Origin of the sequence: Variovorax sp. GrIS 2.14, from assembly GCF_046115955.1 — a bacterium.
GTDB lineage: Bacteria > Pseudomonadota > Gammaproteobacteria > Burkholderiales > Burkholderiaceae_C > Variovorax.
Map to the genome: position 1 here is coordinate 237,247 of NZ_JBJXIA010000003.1, position 16,390 is coordinate 253,636.

Consider the following 16,390-nt stretch of genomic DNA (forward strand, 5'->3'; position numbering starts at 1 on the left):
TTGCATCGAATACTTGCATTGAATGTTGCCACTCTCCCCACAATGAAAAAAACCTTCGCACGCTGGTACGACAGCGATGTCGGCTACAGCTTCCGCCATTCGCCCGTTGCCATGGCAGCGGCTTTCGTCGCCTTTGTCTGCATTTTTTGCGCGACCTTCGCAGGCTGGATCGCGCCGCACAATCCCTACGACCTCGCCACGCTTCGCAGCGAAGACGCCTTCTTGCCGCCAGCGTGGGTCGAGGCCGGATCTCGCCGTTTCATTCTTGGCACCGACGACCAGGGCCGCGACATCCTGTCGACGCTCATGTACGGTGCTCGCATCTCGCTGGTGGTCGGCATCGCGTCGGTGTTGCTGTCGATGGTGGTGGGTGTCGCACTCGGGCTGCTCGCGGGCTTCCGCGGTGGCTGGATCGATACCTTTCTCATGCGGCTGTGCGATGTGATGCTCTCGTTCCCGACCATCCTCGTAGCGCTGCTCATCGCCGGGGTCGGCCGAGCACTCTTTCCCAACGCACAGAACACGGTCGCTTTCGGCGTGCTCATCCTTGCGATCTCGCTCACCAAGTGGGTCGACTACGCGCGCACCGTGCGCGGCTCTACCATGGTGGAGCGCAACAAGGAATACGTGCAGGCCGCGCGCGTAACCGGCGTCACGCCGCTGCGCATCATGCGCAAGCACGTGCTGCCCAACGTGATGGGCCCGGTCTTCGTGCTGGCGACCATCCAGGTCGCGACGGCCATCATCACCGAGGCCACGCTATCGTTTCTCGGGGTCGGCGTGCCGCCGACTTCACCGTCGCTCGGCACGCTCATCAGCATCGGCAACCAGTTCCTGTTTTCGGGCGAGTGGTGGCTGTCGGTGTTTCCCGGCGCTGCGCTGGTGCTCATCGTGCTGAGCGTCAACCTGGTGGGCGACTGGCTGCGCGATGCGCTGAATCCGAGGCTGCAATGAGAAGCGACACGGTAAAGCTGCTCGACGTCCAGCATCTGGTCGTCGAATTCCCCGGTCGGCGCGGCACGCTGCGCGCGCTGGACGACATCTCGTTCGACATCGCACCCGGAGAAATCCTCGGCGTGGTCGGTGAATCGGGTGCGGGCAAGTCGCTCACCGGCGCATCCATCATCGGCCTGCTCGAACCGCCGGGCCGTGTTGCCAGCGGGCAGATCATGCTCGAAGGCGAACGGATCGATCATCTCAACCACCAGCAGATGCGGCATATCCGCGGCAAGCGCATCGGCGCGATTTTTCAGGATCCGCTGACCTCGCTCAACCCGCTGTACACGGTCGGCCGACAGATCACGGAGACCATTCGCGCGCACTTGCCCGTGAACGAAAGCGAAGCGCGGCGCCGTGCCATCGCGCTGCTCGAAGACACCGGCATTCCGGCCGCGGCGCAGCGCATCGATCACTATCCGCATCAGTTTTCCGGCGGCATGCGGCAACGCGTCGTCATCGCCTTGGCCCTGGCCGCCGAGCCGACCCTGATCGTCGCCGACGAGCCGACCACTGCACTCGACGTGTCGATCCAGGCACAGATCATCCAGCTCCTGAAGCGCTTGTGCCGCGAGCGCGGTGCGGCGGTGATGCTCATCACGCACGACATGGGTGTGATCGCCGAAACATGCGATCGCGTGGCGGTGATGTACGCCGGCCGCATCGTGGAGATCGGCCCGGTGCACGAAGTGATTCACACGCCGGCGCATCCGTACACCGCAGGGCTGATGGCGTCGATCCCGGACATGGCGATCGAGCGCGAGCGCCTGAACCAGATCGACGGCGCAATGCCGCGGCTCAACGCAATTCCGAAAGGTTGCGCTTATCACCCACGCTGCCCGCGTGCCTTCGATCGTTGCACGCAGGAGCGGCCTGAACTGATTCCCGCTTGTGCCACGAGTGCGGCTTGCTGGCTGCACGACGCGCACGGTCACGATGTGCCCCACGGCAAAGAGGCGAAGGTATGAGCGCAGTGCTGCCTTTCACAACCACACCGGCGATCGCGCCGCCACCGCTCGTGCAGGTCGACGACCTCGCGCGCACCTTCGACGTCTCTGCGCCCTGGCTCAATCGCGTGATCGAGCGTCAGCCGCGACTGTTGCTGCACGCCGTCGATGGCGTGAGCTTCACGATTCCGCGCGGACAGACGATGGCGCTGGTCGGCGAATCGGGCTGCGGCAAGAGCACCGTGGCGCGGCTGATGGTCGGCCTCTATGGTCCGAGCCGCGGCAGCGTGCGCTTCGATGGGCAAGACGTGCACGCCACCTTTGCGTCGCCGAAAGGGCGTGCGCTGCGGCAACGCATCCAGATGATTTTTCAGGACCCGTACGCGAGCCTGAACCCGCGATGGACGGTCGAGGCGATCGTCGGCGAGCCGCTGCGCGAACACGGCCTCGTGACCGAAAAAGCAGTGCTGAAAGAACGCGTCGGCGAGTTGCTGCGATCGGTTGGGCTGAACCCGCTCGATGGCGTCAAATACCCGCATCAATTTTCAGGCGGCCAGCGACAGCGCATCTCGATCGCGCGTGCGCTCGCGACCGCGCCCGAGTTCCTGGTGTGCGACGAGCCGACGTCGGCACTCGACGTGAGCGTTCAGGCGCAAGTGCTCAACATCATGAAAGACCTGCAGCGCGAGCGCGGTCTGACCTATCTCTTCATCTCGCACAACCTCGCGGTGGTGCAGCATGTGAGCGATCAGGTGGGCGTGATGTACCTCGGTCGGCTGGTCGAGGTGTCGCCCAAGCGCACGCTGTTCGCGACGCCGCGCCACCCCTACACGCGCATGCTGCTGGACGCGATTCCGCAGATGCACGCGACCGGGCGCGACCGCACGCCGGTGCAGGGTGAGGTGCCCAATCCGCTTGCGCCGCCCTCAGGCTGTGCCTTCAATCCACGCTGCCCGTTTGCTAACGAACGCTGCCGCGTCGAGCGCCCGAAGCTGTTGGCCATCGACAGCGTGCAGGTCGCCTGCCACGCAGTTGAAGAAGGTCGCCTGTAAGCAGCCGATCACCGGACTGTGGCGACTCGTAGCGGATCGTTCCGACTGCTCAACAGAGCCGGGCGCTGCGCCAGGTTTCCTTCGGCAGCTTGCCGAAGCGCTCGCGGTACGAAGCCGAAAAGCGACTCAGGTGCGAGAAGCCGCAGCCGAGCGCGACGTCGGTCACGCTGTCTGCGCTGCGCCTCGCGAGCTGCGCGTGCGCCGCATCGAGCCGCAGATTGCGCAAGGCTTGCATCGGCGAAGCCTCGCGGTGCCGACGAAACATCAGGCTCAGCGTGCGCCGGCTCACACCGGCGGCATGGGCGATGTCGTCGAGCGACTGGCTTTCCGCGAGCCGGCTTTGCATGAACTCTTCGGCGCGACGCAGCGGCGGCAAGTCGATTCGCTGTGTCGATCGCCGTGCACCGTCGTGTTGTCGCCGCGCCGAGTTCGGGTGATGGCACAAGAGATAGCGAATGAGGTTGTCTTCGTAGTGCAGCAACCACTGCGGGTCGTAGGTCCCGCCGCCCATGACAGGCGCGGCTGCGGGCAGCAAGGCGACCAGTCCCGCCACGAGCCGCCGCCACTGCATGCCGATGGCATCGTCCAGCCGGAACGATGTCTCGAATTCGATGTTGCTGTCGTCGATCCGATCTCGACCGTCATCTGCTGCAAAGGCCTGGCGCGCGACCTCGTTCAGGTGCTTGCGCTCGATCTTCAGCATGAGCTGTTCGCAGCCGGCGTGCCACTTCACCTTGACAGGCCGATGCGCCGAAATCACCGCGCCCTGGCCGGCATGGATCTGCACCAGCTCGCTGCCCATGCGGACCTCGGCGCGTCCGCGCAATGGCATCTGCACGAGCACGAAGTCGTCGAGCGAGTCGGGTTCGATGTCGACTTCGCAGCCGTAACGCAGGATGCACAACGACATCGGCCCCAAACCGGCGCGGTAGAAAGCCGAGTCGACCGCGCCGCGGCCCCAGTGGCTGCGATGCGACTTCAGCTCGGCGCTGACGAGCGCATGCGTTTCGTCGGCATGACGCGATCGAAAAACCTCATGCCGATACAACGGCGACAGCTGCTGGCTGGACAAAGCGTTCATGGGCACTCCCTGGCCCGTAAGCGTAGACCTCAATGGTCATAGCAACAAGCGTGCCCTTGGCGTGTTCCTGAGGCCTACAGCTTGGCGGTGCAGAGCGGTGCGCCCGTGTCCACGTAGTTGGTCATGACGGTTCCGATCAGCTTGTTGGTGATGCGGCCAGTGGCGTCTTTGCTGATGACGCGAAGGTAGTAGTTCTGGATCGGGAAGTTGTTGGCGCCGTATTTGAAGTCACCGCGGATCGACTTGTACTTGGCGGCCTTGATCGCCTTGAGCATGGCGGGCTTGTCGTCTACCTTGCCGCCGACATCGCGCACCGCAGCGTCCATTGCCATCAGCACGTCGTAGGCTTGCGCAGCGTAGAGCGAAGGATTGCGGCCACCGTTTTGCGCGCGGTAGTCGGCGACGAAGCGGCGGTTGGCATCGTTGTCCAGGTCGTGCGCCCAATGCGAAGTGTTGAAGATGCCCAGCATCGGCTCACCGACGCCGCCGATCATGTCTTCGTCGGCGGCAAAGGCTGTCGACACCAGCGTGACATCTTTCGACAAGCCGGCAGCGACGAACTGTTTGACGAAAGCGATGCCCATCGCGCCGGGCAAGAAGTAGTAGAGCGAATCGGCCTTGGCGGCGCGAATCTGCGCGAGCTCCGGCGCGTAGTCGATCTGGCCGAGCTTGGTGAAGATCTCGTCGGCCACAGTCCCTTTGTAGGCGCGCTTGAAACCGTTGGCCGCATCCTTGCCGCCCGGGTAGTTGGGCGCGATCACGATGGTCTTCTTGAAGCCCTTGTCGGAGGCGAACTTGCCGGCCGACTCGTGGTACGCGTCGTTCTGGTACGAGGTGCCGAAGAAGTACGCATTGCACTGCGCGCCGGAGTAGGCGCTCGGACCCGTGTTGTTCGACAGGTACGGCACCTTGGCCGCGAACAGCACCGGGCCAACGGCCAGCGCGACTTGCGAACCGATCGGGCCGGTGAAGAGGTCGATCTTGTCGCGTTGCACCATGCGGTCGACCGCCTGCCGCGCAGAGTCGGGGTTACCGCCGGTGTCGGCTTCGACATAAGTGACCGGCACGCCTCCCAGCTTGCCGCCGAGCTGCTTCATCGCGACCGCGAAGCCGGTCTTGGAATCGGCGCCGAGCGCAGCGAAGGGCCCTGACAAGTCGAGCGCGAGGCCGATCTTGACGCCCTGTGCGCCGGCCGCTGTAGACAGCGTCGCAGCCAAGGCGAAAGTCAGGCAGGCAAGGCTGCGGGGAAACTGTGACAGAGCGGGCATGAAGATCCTCGAAGTAACTTGATGTACTCGCGAGTCTGGTGGCCGCCGGCCGCGCGGGCTATCCATTTCGGGCAATGCGGGGCATTCTCGAAGCGGACAGACGCGGTGCAAAACCATTCCCAGAATGCAGCTGTGTTCGTAGTTAGAAAGCGAGCCTCCCATGCAGAACCAAACCGACATTGCAGTCGAACGACAAGTCCAACAAGAAGTGCGCTTCTATCCAACGGCGCATGCCCAGAAAAACGCGGCGCCCCACACGCTCGTGCAGGTCGACCGCGTCCACAAAAGCGTCTACACCGACCCCGAAATTTTCGAGCTCGAGATGGACCGCGTTTTTGGCCAGGCCTGGCTCTACGTCGGTCACGAGAGCCAGGTGCCGAACACTGGCGACTACTTCACCACGCGGCTCGGGCGCGAGCCGGTCGTCATGCTGCGGCACTCCGACGGCGCGGTCCATGTGCTCTACAACCGCTGCCCGCACAAGGGCGCGAAGATCGTGCCGGACGGCAGCGGCAGTGCCGGAAAGTTCCTGCGTTGCCTGTACCACGGCTGGACTTTCAAGTGCGACGGCAGCCTGCTGGCGGTGCCTTTGCGCAGCGGCTACGAAGACACTGCGATGGACTTGAAAGACCGCGAGAACGGCGTGCGCAAGGTGGCGCGCGTGGCGACGTATCGCGGCTTCGTCTTTGCCAGCCTGGCCGCCGACGGGCCCGATCTGCCCGAATTTCTCGGCGGCGTGGCGACCTCTCTCGACAACTTTTGCGACCGGGCACCCGATGGCGAAGTCGAGGTGGCCGGCGGCGTGCAGCGCGTCATCCAGCGCAACAACTGGAAGATCTTTTTCGAGAACCTGCACGACACCATCCATGCGGTCGCCACGCACGAATCGTCGTGGCGCGCCGCCAAGGAAGAGTTCGAGTCGATGCCCGAGGGCACGCAAAAGCCTTTCGAGATCGTCATCGTCGACGGCAACGGCGAGCCGCTGGAGTTCTGGGAGAGGCTGGAGCTCAAGGGCTACGACGGCGGCCACGGCTACATGGAAGGCATCTTCACGCCGCCCAAAGATCCGGTGAGCCTGGCGTATGTCGCATCGCTCGAAGCCCGCCAGGGCGCGGCGCGTGCCGACGAGATCCTGCGGGTGAACCGACACAACACCATCGTCTATCCGAGCTGTTCGCCGCACACCTCGTTCCAGCAGATTCGCGTGATCCGGCCGCTGTCGGTCGACCGCACGCTGGTCGAGATCTTCACCTTCAGGTTGAAGGGCGCGCCGGATGCCACTTTCCGACGCGCGCTCAAGTACACCAACGTCATCAACTCGCCGTCGTCGACCGTGATGCCCGATGACCTGGAGGCTTACAACCGCGTGCAGGAAGGCCTGGGCTCCGACGGTGGCGACTGGGTCAGCCTGCACCGCGCGGCAGGACGCGAAGAGGCGTTGCCCGGTGGCCGTGCATCCAACGGCAACAGCGAGATGCCGATGCGCAACATGTTCCGCGCGTGGGCCGGCTACATGGCAACCGAGCCGACAAAGCACGGTCTGCTGAAAGATGCCGCATGAACTTTACAGACTGGCAAGAGCAGCAGCACATCACGCAGTTCCTGCACCACGAGGCGCGGCTGCTCGACGAGCACCGTTGGGCCGAATGGATGGACCTCTTCACGCCTGACGGCTTGTACTGGATGCCGCTGGTGCGCGGACAGACCGACCACCTCGACCACGCCTCGCTCTTTTGCGACGACGCCTTGCTGCGCTCGATGCGCGTGCGCCGGCTGTCGCAGGTGCGCGCCTATTCGCAGCAGCCCGCCACGCGCACCTCGCACGTCATCGGCAACATCGCGCTCGAATCGCGCGCGGCGGATGGCTGCATCGTCTACTCGACCTTTCATTTGCTCGAATGGCGCAAGGACGCGCAACGCGCTTTCGGCGGCAGCGTGCTGCACACCCTGCAACGCGAGGGCGACAGCTTTCGCATTCGCATGAAGCGCGTCGATCTGCTCAATTGCGAGGCGCCGCACGAAGCGCTCGAGGTGTTCATGTGAAGGCCGCCTTGCTCGCCATGCACTACCAGAACGACGTGCTCCATCCGGATGGCAAGGTGCGCGTCGGTGTCGCGGCGGACGACCCCAAGCGCACGCTGCTGATCGAAGCGGCGGCGCGCCTGATCGCCGGTGCCCGCGCCAACGGCGTGCCAGTGATCTCGGTTCGTATCGCGTTCTCGCCCGGTTATGCCGACTGCCTCACCAACTGCGCGCTGTTTCGCAACGTCGCAAAAAGCGGCGCGGTGCAGGAAGGCCAATGGGGCGCCGACTTCTTCGCGACGCTGGCGCCGAACGGCGGCGAAGCCATCGTCACGCACCAGCGCGACAACCCGTTCTGGGCCACGGATCTAGAAGCCGTGGTGCAGCGCACAGGGGCCACGCGGCTCTACATGGCGGGCATCGCGACCAACTACGTGGTCGAGCACGGCGCGCGCCATGCGAGCGATCTGGGTTACGACGTGGCCGTGGTCGGCGATGCGTGCAGCACCGCCAAGCCGCATCTGCATGCTGCGAGCCTTGAGACGCTGTCGTTGCTGGCCGACATCGTGACGGTCGATGAGGCAGTGGCACAATGGCAACGCACCGTGAGGCGGTGCAATGACGCATGACGGCCAGCTCGAAGGCAGATTGGCGATCGTCACCGGCGCGTCGGCCGGCATCGGTGCCGCCATCGCACGCGCCTTCGTTGATGCAGGCGCCTATGTGCTGGCGGCGGATATCGACGAAGCCCGCGGCCGCGCGTTGCATGCGGCGCTGGGCCCGCGTTGCCGCTTCGTGCATGGCGACATCGGCTCCGACGCGGTACTCGATGCGTTGATTCAATCGGCGCTCGACTTCGCCGGCCGCATCGACTTCGTCGTCAACAACGCCGTGTTCTACGGCGACCGTGGCGCCGAGGCGAGCCGCGCCGAATGGCTCCATGCGCTCGACATCAATCTCGTATCTGGCGCGTTGCTGGTCCACAAGGCCAGCGCCGAGCTGGCGAAGCAAGGCGGTGCGGTCATCAACATGGGCAGCGTCGGCGGCAAGTTCGGTACGACCGGTCGTGCTCTCTATCCGGCAGCCAAGGCGGCCATCCTGCAGCTCACCCGCAACCAGGCCGCGACGCTGGCGCCACAGCGCGTGCGCGTCAACTCGGTGTCGCCGGGCTGGACGTGGTCGGACGCGCTGTCGCGCATGGCCGGTGGCGACAGGGCGCGGGCCGACGCCATGGCCGCGCCCCTGCACCCGCTCGGCCGTGCCGGCGACGCCGACGATGTGGCGCAGGTGGTGCTTTTCCTTTGTTCGGATGCAGCGCGCTTCGTCACCGGTGCCGACATACCGGTAGACGGCGGTTTTTCGATGCTCGGCCCGGACCAGGGCCGTTCGGCACGCGACTGGTTCGAACGCGGTACCTGAGTCGACAAGCCCGAAAACGCTTACTGCTCTTCGCCCCAGGCAAAGCCGTCGCGGGCGATCATCGCGCTCGATGCGCTCGGCCCCCAAGTGCCCGCGGCGTATGGGCGCGGTGCGCCGTCGGCACCCCAACTGTCGATCAGCGGTTCGACCCAGCGCCACGCTTCTTCCTGCTCGTCGCTGCGCACGAAAAGATTCAGCCGGCCGGCGATCACGTCGAGCAGCAGGCGCTCATACGCGCCCACGCGTTCTGCGCCGAATCGCTTGTCGAAGTCGAGGTCGAGCTGCACCGGCGCCAGCGGCACCATGTCGCTGCGCACGCCGCCCTTGATGGTGACGCGCTGGTCTTGCGCCTGGGCGAGCAGATGCAGTTCGAGTCCGTCTTTCGGTTGCAGGTTGATGACCAGCTTGTTCGCGACACCGACCGGCGTGCGAAAGATCGCATGCGGAGCTGGCCGAAAGTTCATCTCGATGCGAGCGTCTCGCGAGCCCAGCCGCTTGCCGGTGCGAATGTAGATCGGCACGCCGGCCCAGCGCCAGTTCTCGATCTCGGTGCGCAGCGCCACGAAGGTTTCGGTGCGGCTGTCGGGCGGCACGCCGGCTTCTTCCTTGTAGCCCGGCACGCGTTCACCGTAGGCCGTGCCCGCGGTGTACTGCCCGCGAATCGCATGCAGGCCCAGCGTCTCGGGCGTCCAGCGCTTCAGCGAGCGCAACACCTTCAGCTTTTCGTCGCGAATGGCATCGGCGTGCGCGTTGATCGGTGGCTCCATGCCGATGGCGCACACCAGCTGCAGCGCATGGTTCTGCACCATGTCGCGCAAGGCGCCGGTCTGGTCATAGAAGGCCCCGCGCTTCTCGACGCCCAGGTCCTCCGCGATGGTGATCTGGATGTTGGCGATGTGCTCGCGGCGCCAGATCGGCTCGAACAGCGAGTTGCCGAAGCGCAGCGCGAACAGGTTTTGCACCGACGGTTTGCCGAGGTAGTGATCGATGCGGAACACCTGGTTCTCGTGCAGCACCTTGCGCACGGCCGCGTTGATCGCCTGGTTCGATGCGAGGTCGTGGCCCAGCGGCTTCTCGAGCACCACGCGGGTTTGCGGACCGTTGAGGCCGGCCGCGGCGATCTGCTCGACCACCTGCGTGAAGAGCGAAGGCGCGGTTGCGACGTACATCACCACGGTTTCGGCGTTGCGCGTTTTGAGCAGGTCGGCGAGCTGTGCGTAGTCGGAGGGCTTGGACAGGTCCATGCGCTGGAACGTCAGCATCTCGGAAAACTTTTTGAACTCCTCTTCGCTCGGCCGCTTGGCGCCTTCGACGGCTTTGAAGCGCGAGCGGATCAGTTCACGATAGGCGTCTTCTGTGAGGTCTTCGCGCGAGACGCCGATGATGCGGCCCTCGGCCGGAAGGCTGCCATGTCGGAATGCCTGGAACAGCGCCGGCATCAGCTTGCGCCATGCCAGGTCGCCGGTGCCGCCGAACAAAACGAGATCGAAACTCATGGGGGTGACTTGTGTGGGTGGTGGAGAAGGGTGGCACGGGTGACCATGCATCACTTTAATGGTAGTTGTACCGATGCTGAAAACGCGCTGACTTTGATAGGCTGACCCGTGGCCCGAGTGGGCCATTTTGTTTGCGGTGCAGGATCAACGTCGGGCGTAAGGTCACATGAAAAAACTTCTTGGTACGGTGGTATTGCTCGTTGCGTCTGGTGCGGCGTCGGCCCAGCAAGTCAACGTGATCTGCTCGGTGCAGGCCGATTGGTGCAACATGATCGCCACGGTCTACGCAAAGACCACTGGCGTCAGGATCAACCTGGCGCTCAAGGGCTCGGGCGAGGCACTGGCCCAACTCGTCGCGGAAAAGGACAACCCGAAGACGGATGTCTGGTTCGGCGGCACCGGCGACCCGCACCTGCAGGCGGCTGAATCGGGCCTCACGCTCGAATACAAATCGCCGTCGTTGCCGCAGCTTTATCCGTGGGCGCAGCAGCAGGCGCAACAGTCGGGCTACAAGACCGTCGGCATCTACTCCGGACCGCTCGGCTTCGGCTACAACACCGAGCTGCTGAAGAAGAAAAAGCTGGCTGCACCGACCAGCTGGGCCGACTTGCTCAAGCCCGAATACAAGGGTGACATCCAGGTCGCCAACCCGGCATCGAGCGGCACGGCCTACACGATGATCGCCACGCTGGTGCAACTTATGGGCGAAGACAAAGCCTTCGATTATCTCAAGGCGCTGCACAAGAACGTCAGCCAGTACACCCGCTCGGGCACCGGCCCGATCAAGGCGGTGGCACGCGGTGAAACGGCGGTGTCGATCAGCTTCGTGCACGACGCGCCGCAAGAAAAGATGCAGGGCTTTCCGGTCGAGACCGCCACGCCGAGCGAAGGCACCGGCGCCGAGATCGGCTCGATGAGCATCGTCAAGGGTGCACGCAATCTGGAGCAGGCCAAGAAGTTCTACGAGTGGGCGCTGACGCCGCAGGCGCAGACCTTCGGCGCTGCCGCCAAGCAGTACCAGTTGCCATCGAACAGGGCGACGCCGGTCGATGCCAACGTGCCCGACTTCAAGAAGATCAAGCTCATCAATTACGACTACAAGAAGTACGGTGAGAGCGCGGAGCGTCGCCGGCTGATCGCGCGTTGGGAAAAAGACGTCAACTCGCTTCCGCATTGATTGACGGCTCGAGTACGCACCCAGTCAAGCGCGATGAAGCGTGATGTGAAGGGCAAGCGCAACGCCGCGATCTGGCTCTGTCTCGCGGCGGGATTTTTCGGCTACGTGGTCCTGCCGTGGTACGCCATTCAGGACACCAGCTGGTACGAAGCATTGCCCCGAATCTTCAGCGGCGACGAGGCTGCCAACGGTGTGTTGCAGGCGGCAACGCACGGGCGGGTCTGGTTGTTCGCGGGCGTCGTCGGGCTTGCGCTGTGCACCATCGGTGCGCTGCTGCCAGCCGGCCGTGCGCAGGGCCGCTGGCTGCTCGTCGGCGGGCTCGTCGGCGCGGTTGGCATTTCGCTCGCCGGCTTCCTGATCGGTGCCCGGGGCTGGAGCGCGGGCTGGCTCAACAGCGCTTTCGGCGAGCTCGCGGTCAATCAGTTCGGCATCGGTGCCGGCGGCTTCGTGGCGTTGCTCGCGCTCATCCTGCTGTGCGCCTTCGGGCTGGCGCGGCTCGGCTTCTTCAAGGGCGATCTGTTCGTCTCGGGAGCGGTCATCGGCTGCGGCGTGCTGATGGCGCTCTTCATCGCCTATCCGGTGAGCAAGGCGCTGGCCGGCGCCTTCTTCGACGAAGACGGCCATGCGTCGCTGTCGGCCTTCGTCGGCCGTGTCTTCATGGAGCGTATCTGGGGCCTGAGTTGTCTGGCCGGCGGGCTGCGCTGCGGCGTCGCATGGAACACACTGGCGCTGGCGCTGGTCACCGCCGTTGGCACCACCTTTCTAGGCACGTCGATGGCGCTGATGGCCGAGCGCGGGCACAGGCGCTGGCAAAGCCCGTTGCGCGTGCTCGCGGTGTTGCCGATCATCACGCCGCCGTTCGTCGTCGGGCTCGGGCTCATCCTGTTGTTCGGCCGCGCCGGGGTCGTCAACCAGTTGCTGGAAAGCGGGTTCGGCATCGAGCCGTCACGCTGGTTCTACGGGCTCAAGGGCCTGATCATCGCGCAGCTCTTTGCCTTCACGCCCATCGCTTTCATGATCATGCGCGGCGTGGTGCAGGGCATCGCGCCGAGCCTCGAAGAAGCCGCGCAAATGTTGCGCGCCGACCGGCGTCGCACCTTCTTCACCATCACGCTGCCGTTACTGAAGCCGGGGCTTGCCAATGCGTTTTTGGTCGGCTTCATCGAGAGCATGGCCGACTTCGGCAATCCGGTGGTGGTGGGTGGCGATTTCTCGGTGCTGGCGACCGATGTGTTCTTCGCCATCGTCGGCGCGCAGAACGATCCGGGGCGGGCGGCTTCTCTGGCCTGGATCCTCACCTTCTTCGCGCTCGGCGTTTTCGCGCTGCAGCGCGGCCTGCTCGGCAAACAAAACTTCACCACGGTCAGCGGCAAGGGCGATGCCGGTATCGCGATGCCGCTGCCCGATGGGGTGCGGCGCACGATCTACGCCATCGCCTTTCCTTGGATCGTGTTCACGTTGGTGGTCTATCTGTTCGCTTTTGCCGGGGGCTTCGTGCAGACCTGGGGCCGCGACTACAGCCCGACGCTCGCCCACTTCAAGACGGCGTTCTCGCTCGAGTGGGGGCAGTTCGGACTGGTGTGGGCCGGGACCGCGTGGAACTCACTCTTCACCACGCTCAAGCTGGCCGGCATTTCGGCACCGATCACCGCATCGCTCGGCTTGCTGATCGCCTGGCTCCTGGCGCGCAACGAGTTCAAGGGGCAGGGGTTGTTCGAGTTCGCGGCATTGCTGGCATTTGCGATACCGGGCACGGTGCTGGGTGTGAGCTACATCCTGGCTTTCAACGTGCCGCCGCTGGAGCTCACCGGCACCGGACTCATCATCGTGCTGTGCTTCATGTTTCGCAATTTGCCGGTCGGCGTGCGCGCCGGCACCGCGGCTTTCAAGCAGCTCGACCGCTCGCTGGACGAGGCCTCGCTGATGCTGCGCGCATCGACTTCGCAAACGCTCTTCAAGATCGTGCTGCCGCTGTTGAAGCCCGCGCTGGTGGCTGCGCTGGTCTACAGCTTCGTGCGGGCGATGACGACGGTGAGTGCCGTGATTTTTCTCGTCACGGCCGAGAACGAACTGGCGACGACCTACATCATCGGCCGCGTCGGCAATGGCGACTACGGCGTTGCGCTCGCGTACTGCACGGTGCTGATCGTGCTGATGTCGGCGGTCATCGCGCTGATCCATTGGGCGGTCGGCGAGCGCAGGCTGGGGCGGCGCGGCGCCGATGGGGCAAGCACGGGGGCGGACACGAAGACCGTGGCCGCACCCGCGTTGCCGGCACACTGAACACGAGGCAGTCATGACGACCCACGGCATCGAATTTCGCAACGTCTCCAAGCGCTACGGCAGCGACGCCAACGCGCCACTCGCGGTCAAAGGGATCAGCTTCGAGGTGCCGCAAGGCACGCTGACCACCATCCTGGGTCCGTCGGGCTGCGGCAAGACGACCACGCTGCGCATGATCGCGGGTCTCGAATCGCCGACCTCGGGCTCGATCTTCATGGGTGGCCGCGACGTCACGACGCTCGGGCCGGCCGAGCGCAACGTCAGCATGATGTTCCAGAGCTACGCGCTCTTTCCGCACATGGACGTGATCCAGAACGTCGCCTACGGTTTGCGCATGAGCGGCGTCAAGAAAGACGAGGCGACGTCGCGTGCGCGCGAGGCCTTGCGCGGTGTCGGACTTGTCGGCTTCGACACGCGTTTGCCCAGCGAGTTGTCCGGCGGACAGCAGCAACGCGTGGCGCTGGCGCGCGCGCTGGTGCTGGAGCCCGCGGTGCTGTTGTTCGACGAGCCGTTGTCGAACCTCGACGCCCGCCTGCGCCGCGAGATGCGCGAAGAGATCCGCACGCTGCAGCAACGGCTGAAGCTGACGGTCGCCTATGTCACGCACGACCAGAGCGAGGCGCTGGCGGTGAGCGACCAGATCATCGTGATGGACGAAGGCGTCATCGCGCAACGCGGCACGCCCGAGCAGCTCTACGGCAAGCCTGAAAGCGAATTCGTCGCCGGCTTCATGGACGAGGCGATGGTGTTCCCGGCCATGGCGCAGCCCGATGGCGTGGTCACGCTCGGCCCGCTCACGCTGGGGTCGCGTTATGGCAATGTTGCGCCGGGCGTGGTCAAGGTGGCCGTGCGGCCGGAGGCTTGGCTCCTCGGCTCGGCCGTCGGCATCGAGGCGACGCTGCGCAAGGCGACCTACCTCGGCAGCTTCTACGAGTACGTCTTCGACACGGCGCTCGGTGCGGTGTTCGTGGTGTCTTACGACCTCGCGCGTCCGTTGGCTGCCGGCGTAAAGACAACGTTGTCGCTTGGCAACCATGGCGTTTCGGTGGTGCCCGCGGCGGCTTGAGAGCGCCGGGTGGCTCCTGCGGTCCAATGGCGGCATGAATATCGTTTTCGATCTGGGCGCCGTGCTGTTGACCTGGGAGCCCGTGGTGCTGGTGCAGGCGCACCTCGGCGCCCATGCACCGACCGCCGAGGGCGCACACGCGCTGGCGCGCGACATGTTTCACCATGAAGACTGGCTCGGCTTCGACCGCGGCACCCATCCGCTAGATGTTGCGATCGGTCTGATGGCGACGCGCCTGGGCCTGCCGGCCGACAAGCTCGACGCGTTGCTGGCCCCGATGGGCGAGCGGCTGGCGCCGATCGCGGTCACGGTCGAACTGCTCAAAGGGCTGCGCCAGCGCCGTGATGCCGGCGAAGCCCTGAAGCTGTATTACCTGTCGAACATGCCGGTGCCGTATGCGCGCGCGCTGGAGCGGCGGATGTCGTTCCTGCAGTGGTTCGACGGCGGCATTTTTTCAGGTGATGTCAAGCTGCTCAAGCCGCAGCGCGAGATCTACGCGTTGCTGGCAGATCGTTTTGTGCTGAAGCCCCAGATGACCGTGTTCATCGACGATTCCAGGGCGAATGTGGACGCAGCACGTGCGTTCGGTTGGCACGCCGTGCATTGCGAGTCGCCGACTGCGCTCCCTGAACAGTTGGCCCGTCAGATGACTGCGTTGTCGGGGACCACAGGGGACCGCTGCCACGACGTCAATCGTCGGATCTGAGGCGACCGTCAGGGAGTTGTGGTGGTGACTGCGCGCTTCTGTGGCAACGTCGACCGGCTGCCCGACGTCGGCGTGAAAGCCGCCGACCCCACCGGCTCGCCAGTTCGCACCACCTTGTCGACATCGAACCCCAGAGTCCGTGCGTATTCGAGTTCGGCGGCAAGCGTTGCCTCGTCGACCCGCGGCGCGCGCGACAGCACCCAGAGGTAGTCGCGATCCGGCGTGCCGACCAGCGCGACCTGGTAGTCGCGGTCGAGCTTCAGGATCCAGTAGTCGCCCCAAACTGCCGGCAGCCAACTTAGCCAAGCGGGTGCAAAGCGCACTTTCAACCTGCCTGCGCCGGGCTGGCCGATCACTGGAACGACGTGTGCAGAGCCCACCGCTTCGTCGAAACTACCGTCGGCCAGCATGCAGCGGTTGCGCACCTCGAATGTGCCGTCGGCCAGCTGCGTGTAGTCGGCCGACACCGGGCCGGTGCACTTCTTTTCGAACCGGTTGGGCAGCCTGGCCTGTTCGTGCCAGACGCCCGAGTAGCGCTTGAGGTCGACAGGTGCCACGACTTGCAGCGGTGCCCGCATCAACGGCGCGCCGTCTGCCGGGCCGCCCATGGCTTGAGCGCGTGCAGTTCGTGCGCTGGTCAACGCGATCAGCGTCAGGAACCCGCCCACGCAGAAGGCGGCCGCAAGGGTTCCGATGGACACGTTGCGGGAATGGTCTTCGGATCCCAAACGGGTTCGAGAAGCTGACGACGGGAGCGGCTCGCGGCTGCGGCGAAAGGACATTGAATCCTCCTGATGTAACGGTTTCCAGATACTGAACCGCACACGCTCGAGGCGGTGTCGGTGACGAACCACGGGGACTGTCGGCATCGGCGCTA

15 protein-coding genes are annotated in these 16,390 nt (G+C 64.9%); 11 read left to right on the forward strand and 4 right to left on the reverse strand.

The window, feature by feature from the left end:
- Positions 1–42: 42 nt before the first annotated feature.
- Genes RCH10_RS07145 through RCH10_RS07155 form a run of 3 tightly spaced genes read left to right on the forward strand, consistent with a single transcriptional unit; the run spans position 43 to position 2,995 of the window.
- Positions 43–954: an ABC transporter permease gene (locus RCH10_RS07145; protein WP_409051853.1), complete on the forward strand. Its 912-nt coding sequence runs from the start codon at positions 43–45 to the stop codon at positions 952–954.
- Positions 951–1,964: an ABC transporter ATP-binding protein gene (locus RCH10_RS07150; protein ID WP_409051854.1), complete on the forward strand. Its 1,014-nt coding sequence runs from the start codon at positions 951–953 to the stop codon at positions 1,962–1,964. The genes RCH10_RS07145 and RCH10_RS07150 overlap by 4 nt, the downstream gene beginning before the upstream one ends.
- Positions 1,961–2,995 carry an ABC transporter ATP-binding protein gene (locus RCH10_RS07155; protein ID WP_187054465.1) on the forward strand — a complete coding sequence of 345 codons (1,035 nt, stop codon included), beginning with the start codon at positions 1,961–1,963 and terminating at the stop codon, positions 2,993–2,995. Before RCH10_RS07150 ends, RCH10_RS07155 begins: the two co-directional genes overlap by 4 nt.
- Before the next feature lie 49 nt (positions 2,996–3,044).
- Here the strand turns inward: RCH10_RS07155 and RCH10_RS07160 are convergent, their stop codons facing one another.
- Together RCH10_RS07160 and RCH10_RS07165 are read right to left on the reverse strand one after the other, a co-directional pair.
- Positions 3,045–4,076 carry a helix-turn-helix domain-containing protein gene (locus tag RCH10_RS07160; protein WP_409051855.1) on the reverse strand — a complete coding sequence of 344 codons (1,032 nt, stop codon included), beginning with the start codon at positions 4,074–4,076 and terminating at the stop codon, positions 3,045–3,047.
- Positions 4,077–4,150: 74 nt separating this feature from the next.
- The gene (locus RCH10_RS07165; RefSeq protein ID WP_409051856.1) at positions 4,151–5,344 is read right to left on the reverse strand and encodes an ABC transporter substrate-binding protein; all 1,194 of its coding nucleotides are present in this window, start codon (positions 5,342–5,344) and stop codon (positions 4,151–4,153) included.
- Between the two features lie 160 nt (positions 5,345–5,504).
- On the opposite strand from RCH10_RS07165, the gene RCH10_RS07170 reads away from it, so the two are divergent.
- From RCH10_RS07170 to RCH10_RS07185, 4 genes are read left to right on the forward strand one after another with little or no spacing between them, the layout of a single operon-like run.
- Positions 5,505–6,905, forward strand: coding sequence for an aromatic ring-hydroxylating dioxygenase subunit alpha (locus RCH10_RS07170; protein ID WP_409051857.1), 1,401 nt, complete (start codon positions 5,505–5,507; stop codon positions 6,903–6,905).
- Positions 6,902–7,387 (forward strand): aromatic-ring-hydroxylating dioxygenase subunit beta, encoded by a 486-nt coding sequence (locus RCH10_RS07175; protein WP_409051858.1) that lies wholly within the window; start codon positions 6,902–6,904, stop codon positions 7,385–7,387. The genes RCH10_RS07170 and RCH10_RS07175 overlap by 4 nt, the downstream gene beginning before the upstream one ends.
- Positions 7,384–7,995: a cysteine hydrolase family protein gene (locus tag RCH10_RS07180; protein WP_409051859.1), complete on the forward strand. Its 612-nt coding sequence runs from the start codon at positions 7,384–7,386 to the stop codon at positions 7,993–7,995. Before RCH10_RS07175 ends, RCH10_RS07180 begins: the two co-directional genes overlap by 4 nt.
- Positions 7,985–8,785, forward strand: a complete 801-nt coding sequence (locus tag RCH10_RS07185; protein ID WP_409051860.1) for an SDR family oxidoreductase — start codon at positions 7,985–7,987, stop codon at positions 8,783–8,785. The genes RCH10_RS07180 and RCH10_RS07185 overlap by 11 nt, the downstream gene beginning before the upstream one ends.
- A 20-nt stretch (positions 8,786–8,805) precedes the next feature.
- Here RCH10_RS07185 and zwf read toward each other — a convergent pair whose 3' ends face one another.
- The gene (gene zwf, locus RCH10_RS07190; RefSeq protein WP_409051861.1) at positions 8,806–10,281 is read right to left on the reverse strand and encodes a glucose-6-phosphate dehydrogenase; all 1,476 of its coding nucleotides are present in this window, start codon (positions 10,279–10,281) and stop codon (positions 8,806–8,808) included.
- A gap of 166 nt (positions 10,282–10,447) precedes the next feature.
- On the opposite strand from zwf, the gene RCH10_RS07195 reads away from it, so the two are divergent.
- The 4 genes from RCH10_RS07195 to RCH10_RS07210 are packed head-to-tail and all read left to right on the forward strand — an operon-like array spanning position 10,448 to position 15,513.
- Complete coding sequence (locus RCH10_RS07195) at positions 10,448–11,458, forward strand: ABC transporter substrate-binding protein (protein WP_409051862.1); 1,011 nt, start codon at positions 10,448–10,450, stop codon at positions 11,456–11,458.
- A 33-nt stretch (positions 11,459–11,491) separates the two neighbouring features.
- A complete protein-coding gene (locus RCH10_RS07200; RefSeq protein ID WP_409051863.1) occupies positions 11,492–13,741 on the forward strand; it encodes an ABC transporter permease in 2,250 nt (749 codons plus the stop codon).
- 13 nt (positions 13,742–13,754) lie between these two features.
- Positions 13,755–14,807: an ABC transporter ATP-binding protein gene (locus RCH10_RS07205; protein ID WP_409051864.1), complete on the forward strand. Its 1,053-nt coding sequence runs from the start codon at positions 13,755–13,757 to the stop codon at positions 14,805–14,807.
- A gap of 34 nt (positions 14,808–14,841) precedes the next feature.
- Positions 14,842–15,513 carry an HAD family hydrolase gene (locus RCH10_RS07210; protein ID WP_409051865.1) on the forward strand — a complete coding sequence of 224 codons (672 nt, stop codon included), beginning with the start codon at positions 14,842–14,844 and terminating at the stop codon, positions 15,511–15,513.
- 8 nt (positions 15,514–15,521) lie between these two features.
- On the opposite strand, the gene RCH10_RS07215 is transcribed toward RCH10_RS07210, so the two are convergent.
- The gene (locus RCH10_RS07215; RefSeq protein ID WP_409051866.1) at positions 15,522–16,214 is read right to left on the reverse strand and encodes a lipocalin family protein; all 693 of its coding nucleotides are present in this window, start codon (positions 16,212–16,214) and stop codon (positions 15,522–15,524) included.
- Positions 16,215–16,390: the final 176 nt, after the last annotated feature.

What these genes read in the sequence shown, in the direction of transcription:
- RCH10_RS07145 (WP_409051853.1), top strand. Translation starts at nt 43, where the DNA reads ATGAAAAAAACCTTCGCACGCTGGTACGACAGCGATGTCGGCTACAGC.
- RCH10_RS07150 (WP_409051854.1), top strand. Translation starts at nt 951, where the DNA reads ATGAGAAGCGACACGGTAAAGCTGCTCGACGTCCAGCATCTGGTCGTC.
- RCH10_RS07155 (WP_187054465.1), top strand. Translation starts at nt 1,961, where the DNA reads ATGAGCGCAGTGCTGCCTTTCACAACCACACCGGCGATCGCGCCGCCA.
- RCH10_RS07160 (WP_409051855.1), bottom strand. Translation starts at nt 4,076, where the DNA reads ATGAACGCTTTGTCCAGCCAGCAGCTGTCGCCGTTGTATCGGCATGAG.
- RCH10_RS07165 (WP_409051856.1), bottom strand. Translation starts at nt 5,344, where the DNA reads ATGCCCGCTCTGTCACAGTTTCCCCGCAGCCTTGCCTGCCTGACTTTC.
- RCH10_RS07170 (WP_409051857.1), top strand. Translation starts at nt 5,505, where the DNA reads ATGCAGAACCAAACCGACATTGCAGTCGAACGACAAGTCCAACAAGAA.
- RCH10_RS07175 (WP_409051858.1), top strand. Translation starts at nt 6,902, where the DNA reads ATGAACTTTACAGACTGGCAAGAGCAGCAGCACATCACGCAGTTCCTG.
- RCH10_RS07185 (WP_409051860.1), top strand. Translation starts at nt 7,985, where the DNA reads ATGACGCATGACGGCCAGCTCGAAGGCAGATTGGCGATCGTCACCGGC.
- zwf (WP_409051861.1), bottom strand. Translation starts at nt 10,281, where the DNA reads ATGAGTTTCGATCTCGTTTTGTTCGGCGGCACCGGCGACCTGGCATGG.
- RCH10_RS07195 (WP_409051862.1), top strand. Translation starts at nt 10,448, where the DNA reads ATGAAAAAACTTCTTGGTACGGTGGTATTGCTCGTTGCGTCTGGTGCG.
- RCH10_RS07200 (WP_409051863.1), top strand. Translation starts at nt 11,492, where the DNA reads ATGAAGCGTGATGTGAAGGGCAAGCGCAACGCCGCGATCTGGCTCTGT.
- RCH10_RS07205 (WP_409051864.1), top strand. Translation starts at nt 13,755, where the DNA reads ATGACGACCCACGGCATCGAATTTCGCAACGTCTCCAAGCGCTACGGC.
- RCH10_RS07210 (WP_409051865.1), top strand. Translation starts at nt 14,842, where the DNA reads ATGAATATCGTTTTCGATCTGGGCGCCGTGCTGTTGACCTGGGAGCCC.